The sequence below is a fragment of the Bartonella sp. MU37NMGALS genome (assembly GCF_042194015.1).
Classification (GTDB): domain Bacteria; phylum Pseudomonadota; class Alphaproteobacteria; order Rhizobiales; family Rhizobiaceae; genus Bartonella; species Bartonella grahamii.
In genome coordinates this window covers 1-13,640 of sequence record NZ_JBHIML010000018.1, presented here as the reverse complement: position 1 = coordinate 13,640, position 13,640 = coordinate 1, and the positions used below count along the sequence as shown (strand labels likewise).

The 13,640-nt window shown below is 41.1% G+C and carries 9 protein-coding genes and 1 pseudogene; 5 read left to right on the top strand and 5 right to left on the bottom strand.

Going from position 1 to position 13,640, the window contains the following annotated elements; genetic code table 11:
* From ACFIJP_RS07585 to ACFIJP_RS07565, 5 genes are all read left to right on the top strand, one after another.
* Positions 1-5,212: DUF637 domain-containing protein (locus ACFIJP_RS07585; protein ID WP_375626711.1), on the top strand; the 5,212-nt coding region annotated here is incomplete at its 5' end.
* 62 nt (positions 5,213-5,274) lie between these two features.
* Positions 5,275-5,865 (top strand): SMI1/KNR4 family protein, encoded by a 591-nt coding sequence (locus ACFIJP_RS07580; protein ID WP_375626710.1) that lies wholly within the window; start codon positions 5,275-5,277, stop codon positions 5,863-5,865.
* A gap of 52 nt (positions 5,866-5,917) precedes the next feature.
* The gene (locus ACFIJP_RS07575; protein ID WP_273791575.1) at positions 5,918-6,499 is read left to right on the top strand and encodes an SMI1/KNR4 family protein; all 582 of its coding nucleotides are present in this window, start codon (positions 5,918-5,920) and stop codon (positions 6,497-6,499) included.
* A 54-nt stretch (positions 6,500-6,553) separates the two neighbouring features.
* The gene (locus ACFIJP_RS07570) at positions 6,554-7,123 is read left to right on the top strand and encodes an SMI1/KNR4 family protein (RefSeq protein ID WP_375626708.1); all 570 of its coding nucleotides are present in this window, start codon (positions 6,554-6,556) and stop codon (positions 7,121-7,123) included.
* Between the two features lie 108 nt (positions 7,124-7,231).
* Complete coding sequence (locus ACFIJP_RS07565) at positions 7,232-9,853, top strand: DUF6990 domain-containing protein (protein ID WP_375626716.1); 2,622 nt, start codon at positions 7,232-7,234, stop codon at positions 9,851-9,853.
* Between the two features lie 624 nt (positions 9,854-10,477).
* Here ACFIJP_RS07565 and ACFIJP_RS07560 read toward each other — a convergent pair.
* The 5 genes and pseudogenes from ACFIJP_RS07560 to ACFIJP_RS07540 form a co-directional block, all read right to left on the bottom strand.
* Positions 10,478-10,803, bottom strand: a pseudogene (locus ACFIJP_RS07560) (DUF3987 domain-containing protein); the annotation flags it as partial.
* Positions 10,804-10,963: 160 nt separating this feature from the next.
* Entirely contained in the window at positions 10,964-11,236 is a 273-nt protein-coding gene (locus ACFIJP_RS07555) for a type II toxin-antitoxin system RelE/ParE family toxin (protein ID WP_208438787.1), read from the bottom strand.
* A complete protein-coding gene (locus ACFIJP_RS07550) occupies positions 11,233-11,523 on the bottom strand; it encodes a CopG family ribbon-helix-helix protein (RefSeq protein WP_375626706.1) in 291 nt (96 codons plus the stop codon). The genes ACFIJP_RS07555 and ACFIJP_RS07550 overlap by 4 nt, the downstream gene beginning before the upstream one ends.
* A gap of 288 nt (positions 11,524-11,811) precedes the next feature.
* On the bottom strand, positions 11,812-12,012 hold the full coding sequence (locus tag ACFIJP_RS07545; RefSeq protein WP_011180791.1) for an AlpA family transcriptional regulator: 201 nt from the start codon (positions 12,010-12,012) through the stop codon (positions 11,812-11,814).
* A 210-nt stretch (positions 12,013-12,222) separates the two neighbouring features.
* The gene (locus ACFIJP_RS07540) at positions 12,223-13,389 is read right to left on the bottom strand and encodes a tyrosine-type recombinase/integrase (protein ID WP_375626704.1); all 1,167 of its coding nucleotides are present in this window, start codon (positions 13,387-13,389) and stop codon (positions 12,223-12,225) included.
* Positions 13,390-13,640 lie beyond the last annotated feature (251 nt).

The following is a 13,640-nucleotide window of genomic DNA, read 5'->3' as shown; positions in this document are numbered from 1 at the left end:
AGAAGCGCAAGGTGAGGAACTTACTCTCGAAAGTTACGGTGATTTAACCAATAGCGGTATGCTTGCAAGCAATGGCGTTATTGCTTTGCGTGCGCAAAACACTCTAAACCAAACGGGGCGCATTGTTGCGCAAGAGCGGATAGAGCTCTCAACCGATGGCACCTTGACGCTGGGCGAACCAAGCAAGGTTGCCGCCTATGATGTAATGCTGAAGGCAGGCACACTCACCCAAGCTGGGCTTGTGGAAGCGCAAGGCGGAGTACTTACTCTCAACAGCCATGGTGTTTTAAGCAATTCCGGTATCATGGTGGGCACTGTTGTTGATGCGAAGCTTGGGTCTTTAGCCAATTCAGGTCAGCTTTTAGCCAGTGACAGTTTTACGCTTATAGCAGAAAGCCATGATCCGTCATTGGGGCAAGTTGCTCTGGTTTTAAATGGTGAAGACGGTGTACTCAAAAGTGGTGGTGCTTTTGTCTTAACCGCAGATGTTTTGGACAATGCCGGCAGTATTGGTTCAAGTGGTGATGGGGTTGCGCTCAATGTGAGCGCTGATCTGAGTAATAGTGGGCTGATTTATGCCAAGAAATCTGCCATTTTCTCCTTGGATGGGGATTTTATCAATAATTTTGCCGATGTCATTGCTGAAGACAATCTCATCATCCGTGGCTTAAGTGGAGAGCGGGCTGGTCATGTGATCAACAGCTCGGGTCTTTTAGAAGCTGTCTTAGGCGATATGACCTTCGATGTCTCAGCGCTTACCAACATGCGCGAAGGTGGGGTTGAAGTTACTGATAAAGTGGTTGGTCACAGTTACGTGCGAGGAGAATGGAAAAAAACCGAAGTTAGGCACGAGCAGATCAAAGAAAATATCGACACTACGATCATTCGTCAGCAGCCTCATTTTACCAATGGAGCTGCACAGATTTTAGTAGGGCGTCATCTCACGGTTCATGCTGGGGATATCCGTAATAGCTATAGCTTAATTGCTGCCAATGGCAACATTGAGATGCAGGGCGATACCTTGCTCAATGAGGGGCGTGATTTAATCGAAACAACCAAGATTGTGACTGAAGCGCATCGCAGGCGTAAACATTGCAAAACATTATTAGGAGGGTGTACTTTTACAGGCATTAAAGATCGTGGGAGCACTACCGATACCAAAACAACCACGCGCACTTATGATGCTGTTTACGGCACGATTGAAGCGGGTGGCACTCTTGATGTCAAGGTTACAGACACTCTTGACAATCATGCAGTGCGCGAGGGAGCCGGTCAAATTGGCTTAAGCTCTGGCAATAAAGGCTTGACTGGCGTTAAAAATACTGACGTTGATGGCTTCAAACCGTCGATCAGCTATAGCTCTGGCGATCAAGGTTTGGCTGGGGGACAAACACCCGATTTTGACGGTTCCAAACCACTGATTAGTGATGATCGATTGGACGGTATTATCAATGGTTTGAAAGGGCACAAAGGGCTTTTTGCACCAAGCACAAAAACACCCGCACCAGAATCCATACAGGTGCCAACGCAAGATGGGCTTAACTCTGTCAAGACAGAGTTGGCTGGCAGCCAATCACCGGATGTGCCGTTTTTAATCGAGACGCGACAGGACTTTATCAACCCAAGTAAATTTTTAGGATCGGACTATTACTTAAAAAAGATTGGCAATTATAAGCCTGAGCACGTGTTTAAAAGATTGGGGGATGCTTATTTTGAATATCGTCTGGTGGGTGAGCAAATCTTTGAGCTGACAGGCAATCGCACTCTTCTTGATATTGAAGATCCCAATGCTCAAATGCAAAGGCTCTATGACAATGCTGTGGAGCAGCAAGGTCCTTTGGGGTTAGTGCTAGGCAAGCCCTTAACGCCTCAGCAGATTGCTGGGATCAAAAAGGATATGATCTGGCTTGAGACCCACCTTGTCGACGGACAAGAGGTCTTAGTGCCCCACGTTTATTTGGTACCCAATTCTTCTTTAGCACAAGATGTTTATGGGGCAAAAACGCAGCAAGAAAATCTTGCCAGTGCACGTTTGAAAGGCAATGGGGTCACCTTGAATGCGGACCGTTTTACCAATAGCGGTGCTGTGGTAAGTGATGATGCACTGCACGTTTCGACCACGCAAACTTTGTTCAATAATGGTGGGTTTTTGCTTGGTACCGGAGCTGTAGAGCTCACCAGTAACGGTCTTTTAGCCAATTCTTCCGGTGTTATTCATGGTGATACGGTTACCATGACGGGTGATACGATTGTCAATAGCACCGCTAAAATCCGTGACACGAATGCATATGGTTTTGTTGATCGAGCTGGGCAGAAGGGACAAATTCTCTCTAATCATGAATTAAACATCCAATCCCTTGGTGATCTTGGCGCAGAGGGTGGGGAATTCACCAGCGGCGGTCCGATGACGGTGATTGTCGGTGGTTCTGCTACGTTTGGTTCATTAGTGCTAGAGAGTGACCATAAGGAAACATTGGAAAAAGGGCATTATAACGCCCAAAGCAGTGAGCACCGTTTGACAGAAGTCAAAAGTGATGGAGATTTGACCATTGTCACAGGTGGTGCACTTAACCTTGAGGGAAAGTTTAAAGCCAAGGGCAATGGTGATTTCACCAGTGGTGGCGCTCTCACCGCGACTTCGGTGCAAGATTTTAACAGTTTTGACTTGGATCTTAGGGGCAAAGAAGGCGACAAATCGAAACAAAAGAATAAGTTTCGTCAACAATCAACAGAAGTTACTACAAACAAAACCACGATAGAAGCAGAGGGCGAACTCTCCATGCATGCCAAAGATGGGCATCTCACACTTGATGCCATCGGGGCAAAAAGTGGTGGCGAGATGCATTTGGCATCAGATACGGGAAAAATCAAGTTTCTGACCAACAAGGATCAAGATTTTAAGGATGTTTATCAGCGTAATGAAAACCTTGTGTGGTGGAGTGAGGGTGACGAAGGTTACCTTAAGGAGACCATCGAGCATGTCACCATAGATGCTAAAGGTGGCATGAAGATTGATGCGGGTGATGGCATTGTTGTTGAATATGAGGCAACTGGTGATTTAGACAAATCTCTTGAGCAATTGTCACACTCTCCAGGCTTGGCATGGATCAAGCAACTGCGTGATGATCCAGAATTATCCAAGCAAGTGGATTGGCAAGCAGTTAAGGCTGAATTTAAAGACTGGGATTATAAAGCCCAAGGATTGACAGAAGCCGGCGCAGCTCTCGTGGCATTGGCTGTCACGGCGGTTACGGGCGGAGCAGCCTCGGGCGCTGCCAGTGCCATTACCGGTGCTTTGGGGCTTGGCTCGAGTACCGCCATGAATGCGGCGATACAGGCAGGTGTCCAAGCGCTGATTAACAAAAGCGCTGTGGCTCTTGTTAACAATCGCGGCAATATTGCCGGCGCCTTGCATGAGCTTGGCTCTTCCAAGAATATTCTCAGCATTGTTTCGTCGATGTTGACAGCAGGCTTAACCAGCCAAATAACGGAAATGGCAGGTGTTGGACAATCTTTGCCAAAAACCGCTCCTTTTGTCGATCGCATTGCCCTTGAAGCGAAAAAGAACCTGATCAAAGCCGCCATTGGCACAGGCGTTCAAACGGCTCTTGAAGGCGGCTCTCTTGACAAGAACTTTTTTAACAATCTGCGCATCGCCCTGTCTGATACGGTTGGAAAATCGTTGGCGGAAGAAATCGGCACCGCCAAGGCAGAAGGCAAAATAGATACGGTCACTCAGATCGTTGCCCATGCTGGTCTTGGCTGCTTAAAAGGCGCGGTTGCGAGTGGCGCTTGCTCTGCCGGTGCTGTGGGGGGTGCTGTGGGCGAAGCCACAGCTATGCTCCAGTTTAAACTGTGGGTGCAAGGCATTGTGAAAGAGGAAATGGGGGACCTAAACGGTCGCACCCCAACTCCGGAAGAGGAAGCGCGTATAAACGCAAAGATTGATGCGCAGTTTGCTGACTTTAGAGACCACACCATTGATGTTGCACGGGCTGCTGGGGGCGTTGCCGCTGCCCTTGCCGGTGGCAATGTTGATGCCGGTGCCGATGCCGCAGGCAATGCCGCTGCAAATAACTTTTTGGGTAGTGCACAACGCGCTCAGATGAAGAAAGAGTTAGAAGAGTGCCCTGATGATCAGTGTCGAAGAGATGTTAACGAAAAATGGTTCGAGATTGATGAACAACAAGATAGAACTTTTGCGACAGGAATTATGGCTGGTCTCATTGCCGATGCACCAATCAAGCTATACGAGTTAGCTGATGGCGCTGTGAAGAACATGATGTTACAAATGATAATATTTGCTAGCAATCCACGGGGGGGCGTTGAAAAGAGTTTTAAAGACATTGGAACAGGAGCGTCTTGGGTCGTGAGTGGACATGTGATTGATGATGTCTGGGAAGGTGCTGGTCAATTCTGGGGAGGTGTTGAGGATTCCTTTATAGGGGATATAGATTACGTAAAAGAGAATATTGAAAAAGCGGGAGTTGACGGAGCTTTTAATGCTGGTTTTGAAAGTGGAAGATTATCAGCCGGAGTATTAGAAAACTTTGCTGGAGGAGCTGGAGTAGTCAAGGGAGGCATAAAGCTTGGCGAAAAGGCTGTGATCAAGTTCAATGCTAGGAAAGATTTTGCCCAATTCGCTTCCAAGAAAAATCTTGCCAAACTTGCAGCTCAAGGAGATCCTGCCAAACATGCGGCGAAGAAAGAACTGACCAAACTCGCTGCTAAAGAAAAAAAGAAGTGGTTAAAAAAGAAACCTACTAAATTTACCGATAGCAAATTTGGACAGACTAACAAAGCCTATCAGAGAGACGATTTGTTTGATCCTGACAGAATTTCTAAATGGAGAGTAAACAAAAAAACGGTATGGGGCACCAATGTTGAAAGAATGAAAGCAGGAAAAGCACCTATAGGATTTGATGGTGAGCCTGTTGAGTTGCATCACCTAAAGCAAACGCATGAGGGGCCCATAGCAGAAATTGGCAGTAAAGATCATAACAAATATAATTCCGTGATTCATGCTCCTTCTAAAACACATCAATCGCTTATAGAGAGAGAAAAGTTTAAAAAATGGAGAGAGGAATATTGGAAGGAACGCGCTAAAGGTTATAGAAAACAAACAAACAGTAATTTAGGAGGAATAATTGATATGAAATGGAGTATCATAGGGATAGATTTTGACAGATGGGGACAGGAGCATCGGCAATAATGCTCTACGGTTGATGAAAAGAGAAAAAAGAAACTTATAGAATAATTTATGGAGAATAATTGATGAAAACCTATACCTTAGCTGATGTTGCAGTATTAATTGATAAAGTGAATAAATATGATGATGAGATTATCAATTTGGGTAGTGAAGATGATGAAGAGAATGAAACAGATGATTTACAGATTGAAAAGGCGGAGAAAGCTCTCGGCGTACAATTCACATCCTCTTACAAAGTTTTCTTAAAAAAATATGGAGGAGGAGAAATTGGTGGTGATGAAATCTTTAGCATTTATGGAGATTGTGGGGAAGGTATTCCTGCTGGTGATATTGTTTACCGAAACTTACTCAATAGAGAACGTGGTTTTGTGACACCAGAGCAGCTTTTCGTTAGCAGAACAGATTTTGGTGAAACCTTTTATTTTGATTATACGCAGTTTCGGGATGGTGAATGCCCACTCTATGTCATGCTTCCATCTGAAGATTGCGAATATTATGCCAGTAATTTTTATGAATTCCTTTGCAAAAGAATTAAAGAAAGCGTGGGAGTTGAGATACCTGATGGTGATCAACCAATTGAAAAGATTGAGAACACTCCCACTCCGCAACCTATACCTTTTTACAAGAGCTTTTGGAAAAAACTATGGAAGAGGTGAAATTGATAGTGGAAATATGGAGCGTTTATAACGCACGTTTTGAGGATCATCCATGAAAACCTATACCTTAGCTGATGTTGCAGTATTAATTGATAAAGTGAATAAATATGATGATGAGATTATCAATTTGGGTACTGCAGAAAATGCAGTTGATGATCTACTGATTGAAAAGGCGGAGAAAGCTCTCGGTTTACAATTCACATCTTCTTATAAGAGTTTTTTAAAAAATTATAAAGGAGGAGAAATTGGAGGTTATGAAATCTGTAGCGTTTATAGGGATTGTGGAATAGGTATTGCTGCTGGTGATATTGTTTTCCGCAACTTAAATAATAGAAAAAGGGGTTTTGCGACACCAGAACAGCTTATCGTAAGTAGAACAGATTTTGGTGAGACTTTTTACTTTGATTATACGCAGTTTCGGGATGGTGAATGCCCACTCTATGTCATGCTTCCATCTGAAGATTGCGAATATTACGCAAGTAATTTTTATGAATTCCTTTGCAAAAGAATTAAAGAAAGCGTGGGAGCTGAGATACCTGATGGTGATCAACCGATTGAAAAGATTGAGCACACTCCCACTCCGCAACCTATCCCTTTTTACAAGAGCTTTTGGAAAAAACTATGGAAGAGGTGAAATTGATAGTGGGGAAATATGGAGCGTTTATAACGCACGTTTTGAGGATCATCTATGAAACCCTATACCTTAGATGATGTTATACAATTAGTTGATAAATATAATGGTGATATTATCAATTTTGGTACTGAAGATGACGCAGTTGATGATCTCGTGATTGAAAGGGCGGAGAAAGCTCTCGGTTTACAATTCACATCGTCTTACAAGAGTTTTTTAGAACATTGTAAAGGCGGGGACATTGGTGGTGATGAAATCTATAGTCTTTATGAGTATCCTATAGGTGTTTCTGTTAATGACATTGTTTTTCAGAACTTAAATGATAGAAAAGATGGTTTTGCAACACCAGAACAGCTTGTTGTTAGTAGAACAGACTTTGGTGAAACCTTTTACTTTGATTATACGCAGTTTCGGGATGGTGAATGCCCACTTTATGTCATGCTTCCATCTGAAGATTGCGAATATTACGCAAGTAATTTTTATGAATTCCTTTGCAAAAGAATTAAAGTACACGTGGGAGCTGAGATACCTGAAGGTGACCAACCGATTGAAAAGATTGAGCACACTCCCACTCCGCAACCTATCCCTTTTTACAAGAGCTTTTGGAAAAAATTATGGAAGAGGTGAAATTGATAGCGAGGAAATATGGAGCGTTTATAACGCACGTTTTGAGGATCATCTATGAAAACCTATACCTTAGATGATGTTGCACAATTGGTTGATAAGTGAGTCATGATGCAAACCAAAGATGTCACAGAGATTTTAAAAAGATTGGGCTGGGAGCCTTATCGTGATAACGTGGGTGATACTTTTGCGCATTATCATCTTCCCGATCGCATTGTCGGTATTGGCTATGGTGTAAAAAATTATGGAGAGAGTGGCAAAGAGTTTTTGCTTTCGGCTGATCTCACCACCGCTGCTTATTGTCTTGCTCGGGAATATTCTAGAGGTGAAAAATCACAGCGTAAATATGGAGATGTGCTGTTTTATGCGAAGGAGGATTTTAATGTTAAAGCTCCAGATCTTTCCGAAAGCCATATCACAACCGCTTTAAACAAAGTGGTTGCATGGGCGCAAGCACAGGATATTGAAAAAAAGTTGTGCGAGGAAGCTACTAATCATTCTGCCGTTGCACAAGCATTACTTGGTGATATGGAGGCTTTAAGGAGTGATAGATCTACCCCAAAACTATCTGTGCCAGAATTTGCAGATTATAAAACAATGACATCGGATGATCGCCTGCTTTTTTTTGCACAGGCCTATAAAAATGGGGAATTAGACGATATTCTAATGCGTAAAAAGCTAAAAAAGCAACAGATGAGTCTCACAGCAGCAATGCGCGTTCTTAAAACACAAGGGTGGTTTTCTACGGAGCCTGGAAAAATGTGGTTGATTTTGCCCGACCGCTTCATTCAATTTGATTTTGGTTTTATACGTCTTCATGATAATTACAATGTCCGTATTGAAGCTGAAATATCTAATGAAATGATTTCTGTCGCTTGTAAATATATTCACTATAGTGGGGAGTATCGGTGCATATCACCTACAAATATTTATAATTCTTTTAACACGATTGGGGGGGGGATTTTTAGTGGTTTTGATAAAGGCATTGATATTTGTGTAGAGACATTAGATGAGCAAGAGCTTATCAAAATCTCTGAGCGGATAATACAGTGGGCGCGTGCCCAAGATTTACAAGCATCAATAGAAAGCAAAACACGTGTTCAAAAGTATAGCTACAATATACGTATAGTCTGGCATTTGGCTTGTTTAGCATTGACAGGTCAAATTGATGTCCTGAAATCTTATCAAAGTTTTTTAGAAGCCGGTACGATTTCTGGACATTTAGAAGACCGTGAAGTGGAGAAGTATGTTAATCACGCAGTTCAATTTGCTGAAGAGCATCTGAAAATCTTTAATGAGCGAAAAGCCATAGATGATCGTCTTAGTTTGCAAGATTTGTCTTTTCTTAATACAGTTTCTGAAGACTTAAAAAGGATGGGGTGGACAGTTTATCGCGATAAGAACTATGATCGCAATGCTTATTTTGTAAGTAAAGACCGTATCATCAATATAATGTATAACCTTCAAAGTGATGAAGAAGAGCCGATTGTTGTATTTAAGGCTTCGCTTTCAACACTTGGCTTTTCTACTGCTCATAGAGAGATGTTTCCTAGATTGCCCCAATATATAGCTCTCAAAGAGGCAGAAGAATTTTATACAGTTTCTAGTACTGAATTGGATGAAGGCAAGCTAAAGGAGATTTGTACAGATATACTTGAGTGGGCTGATCGGCAAAATGTCAATCAAAACATCTATGATTATGCCGCTTTGCCAACAAACAGTGAAGCTCACCTTGTGGCACGTCACTTTATAGCACTCATTCTGATTGGTGATATTGAAAAGCTCAAATTTTATAAGGAAAGTTTCAGGGCAAAGAACCATCTAGGCTTTGTGGAAGGTATCACGAAATATACGATTGACAACGCTCTTACTCTTGCACGGGGTTATCGAGCAGGTTTTCCGAAAAATGCACCGATTTTAAGCTTGGATCCGCAAACAGCATCTGTTGCTTCCAAAACTATTGCTGTTGAGGCGACAGAGGAAGCGGATGACACTGATGATCATCTCACCATGGAAAGTGCTCATGCACTTTTAAAAAGCTTAGGCTGGTCAACCGAGAAAATCAATGAGAATGACCGTATGGCAAGCTATCAATTGGCTGATCGTGAAGTAGATATTCTTTATAACGACGAAATTGCCAAAGACTACCCGCAATTTGATAGCGCCTTTTTGATTAGCACGGGCATTCTTTCCACCGCTTGTAAATTCATTGATCCTACCCACACGGAAGATATTCCAGATATACAGCTTAATTTTGAAGCCAAGGGATTAGAAATCTTTGAACCAGAAGTCACTACGGATCGTTTAACACAGGCGCTTGATGATGCGCTAGAATGGGCAGTCAAAGACATTGACCTTTCTAAAAGACTTCGCTCTGATTATGGCACTGCTCCTTGGGAAAAAGGCGCTACGTCTAAAGCAAACGATACGGATTATGCTTTACTTCATCTTGGCGCTCTTGCTTTATTGGGTGATGTTGAGACCTTACAATCTTATCAGAAAAGTTTTACAGCAGGTGATCACCTAGGCTTTGACGAAAGCATCAACAAAACCCACCTTGAACGTGCATTAGCTTTAGCCAAAGAAGTAGCAAAGGTGAAGCAAGTGAGCTACGCTTTGATTAAACAGGTGGCAGAAAAGCTTGATGATCCACAAGAGGTTACCAGCAAGGAGCAACCCCGCTCGTGGAAAGAGAAAATAGTCAATTTTATCGGAAAAAAAGACAAGAAATAGCACCTAAAAAATATCAAAAAGATTTCAGAAATTTAGAAAATAAGACGCGCTCCAAAGTCTTGATCACTAGTTGAAAAACTCAACAGTGGTATGGCTCTGATCATGGTTTTGGTGCAAGATTTTAATGAAACAACCTATAAAAAAAGATCTATAAAATTATTTCATAGATTATCAAAATCTCTTTTAATGGGCTTTTGTCTATTTTATCGGTTATGTCTGTTTATTTAACAGACGAATCTTGTGATTTTAGTAAATGATTAAAATGTGCTTTATGAAAAGCATATGATCCTTTAAAGCCTTTCAAAAGAAAGGGATTATAATCATAAGAAATGCTATCAAAACTATTATGGTACTTAGTTTTGAAGGTTTTGAGGGTTCCTTTTCCCCCCTTTACATATTTTTCAATCAAAAATAAAATAATACATATAAGCGGCACTCCCAAAGCCCCCCAAAACTAATGATGGGGAGTGCTTTGAAGGTTCACTGTTATATTGTTTAATGTTTTATAAGATTTCCAAATTGCTTCAGTGTGATGTCTTATGACTTTTCACTAAAGGATGCTGTTCATAACGTATGATAGGTCTACCGCCTTGGGAGCTATTGTCTCCAGAGATTTCACGAAAAACCGTCATCGTTTATTCCACGCTGTATTGCTTGAATGATGGGAATAATTCGTGAGGGTTGAATGTTTCCAATCATAGATAAAGTGACATGAGGGATAAAAATGGTTCCACGCTCGGTACGGTCATAGGTAAATTGATCATCTTCATTAAAAGCCGTTAGATAAAAAGCACGGTCTGTTTGATATTCTCTTCGTTCCAGATTGGCTAAAAAACCAGACAATTCATCACGCACCATTAAGAGATCACGGGGGTTTCTTTTAAGAGTTCCCTAAGCTTTTCGACCATGACATCATTGATAATAAAACGTCGTTTACCAAGAGTATCATCATTATTTTTACGAGTAGAAACTAAGCGGTGTGCAAAGTGCATTATGCAATCATATTCGCAATATTAGAAAAATAGTAATCTATCATTACTTACTGATACGGAGCGCAGTATTGTAGAAAATAATTTGCTTCAATTAGCAAATACATAAAAATACAGTTGATTAAGGAAATTTTTGCTTTGTATGAAGCACACGTAAAATACGCACAACGCCATTTGAAATATCATAAATCATGATATAATTTGGATGTACAATAAGTTCACGTGTATTTACAATTCGTCCTAAACGACCAAGAGTAGGAAATTTAACAAGTTTTTCTACTTTTTCAGATAAAAGTTGATCAAATTTTAAGGCAGCAGAAGGATTATCTTGTGATATGTATTCACGTATCTTTTTGCGGTCAACGTGTGCTACTTGTGTCCAAATTAGCTTCATAAAGTTGATCTATCGAGTTTACTTTGTGTTTTTAAGCGCCATTCCTTTGCTTCTGATTCGATTTCTTCAGAAGATATTATATCACCTGCATTAGCAGAGTTTATCCCTAATTGAACTTGTTCCCGAAACCATAAATCGTATGCACTTTTTTCTTTTTGTTCTTTTACGATATCGCGCATATAATCGCGCAATAATTGTGCAGCAGATCTATCACACGCCTTTGCTGCTTTGGAAAATTCATTTTTTAATACATCATCGACGCGAAAGGTAAATGTTGTCTCAGCCATTTTACGACTACTTAATGTGTTATAATGTAATTCTAATGTAATACATTTTTACTATTTCTTCAATAGCTACTGTTAGAATAGATATCTTATATCTATTTTGCATTTTCATAGGGTTGAAAGAGGCGCCCATGCCAAACCCTCAGCACAGCACGTGTAATGCCCTGCGCATGCGTAAAAGAACACATCATTTAAAATCCTATAACGTTGCGTCATAGGACAGATTGTGCTATCTCTAGGGTGATGAGCTTGAGAAAGCCTTGTCCGTCCTTACGTGACAAGGTTTTCTTTTTATGCTGCGTCGCTTTGACGTTGCTGTTTCGCTTGCTCGATTACATTGATAAGATCTGATTGTAACCAACGCGATAAAAAACCAAATTTTAAAGGTTTTGGGAGAGAGCCATTAGTTACATGACGGCGGAATGTTGAAACACTCATATGAAGCAGTTTTGCACTTTCACGGTCTGTTAAAAGAATATCATTTTCTGTCATACTAAAATCCTTTCAAAAGTAAAAAAATGAGAACAAATCATAACTATTTATTAACCACATTTTGGTTCATTTTTGAAGGTATTTTATTTATAGAAAACAATATTTTATCATAGTTTTTCTGATGTGATAATTTATGAATCTTATTGAGAAAGAATGAGAGACAAGAGAGCTAAAGTTATCCACAGATAATGGGGTTATGCACCCCATATCTTAAGATTGACCAGTGACATAAGCCGCCCATTTATCCATATAAACGCGGCGCTGTTCTAGATAATCAGTCCGACGATAGGCACGCTCTACTTTACCGCCGACCGTATGACTTAGAATAGTTTCTGCGACTTCATAAGGGGCATCGGTTGTTTCAGCGAGCCAATTGCGTAAACTAGAGCGAAATCCATGGGGGCAGGCTTCAATTTTATTTTTTCTCATATACGTAGCCATACATTTCTCAGCGAGGGGACCACGACCTCTAGCAGAAAAAAAGAAATCATTACGAGAGAGCAAGCGCGCTTGTTTTAGAATTTCTAATGCTTCTGTTGATAGAGGCACGCGAAATTCTGTTGTAGCATCACGCCTTCCTTTCATATTCTCAGCAGGAATGGTCCATATATCCTCCTCAACTTGATCTTTATGAATATGACGTAAAGGATTGGTACGAACGCCTGTCAGAATAAGCAAACGCAAAGCCAGTTGTGTTATGGTTGATGCTTCACAGAGTGTTTTATAAAAAGCCGGCACATCTTTCCAATCCATGGCTGGTAAATTTTGGACTTTATGGCGTTGTTTACCTAAGAGCGCGCGTGCTTTTTCTGTTGCTTGTAAATCAACATCCAATCCTAAGGCAGCCGCATGTTTAAGACAAAGGTTGAGACGGATAAGAGCTCTATTAGCTGTTCCAGCTTTTGAATGCCAAATAGGGGCAAGCGTATTGCGTATCTCTGTTTGTGTAATCTCAGAAACGGGAAGACAGCCTAGTTTAGGGAGAATATGAAGGCGTAATGGTAAAAACCAATCCCCATCTTTACCATCATTTTTTAATTCAGCTTTACGACTTTCAAAAGCATCCAACGCGATATCTTTTAAATAATGGAGATTACTTATTGCCTCACGCTTTTGTTTTTCACGTTCTTTAATAGGGTCACGCCCTTCACGAAGAACAGAACGCCACCCAGTTGCCAATTCACGGGCTTGTTTTAAAGAAACATCTCTCAAGGCACCCAAGCCCATTTCACGGCGCCGACCATGAATGGTATAACGGTAAATCCATTGAGCACCTCCATCTTTACGCTTATGAAGTAACAAGCCGGCACCATCATTATATTTGCCAGCCCCCAATGTTGCGACAGCCCTTGCATTAAGACGGTTCATAAGAGCCATTTTTAGTCCTTTCTTATACAAATTTGATCCACACGCTCATCCCACTTGTTATGTGCAAATAGTGGTTTTGATTGATTCAAGATAAACAGATTTGAAATGAGAGAATCTTACGTTATTCGGGACTCTCACTCAACATACAAAACAGTGAATTATCATTATAAATCAATGTCTTGTACGATGATTACGGGTTTTAATGTGGATTTACGTCCTTTTGGTAGAGGATAATGGCAAAAGTCTTTTTGACCAGTTCT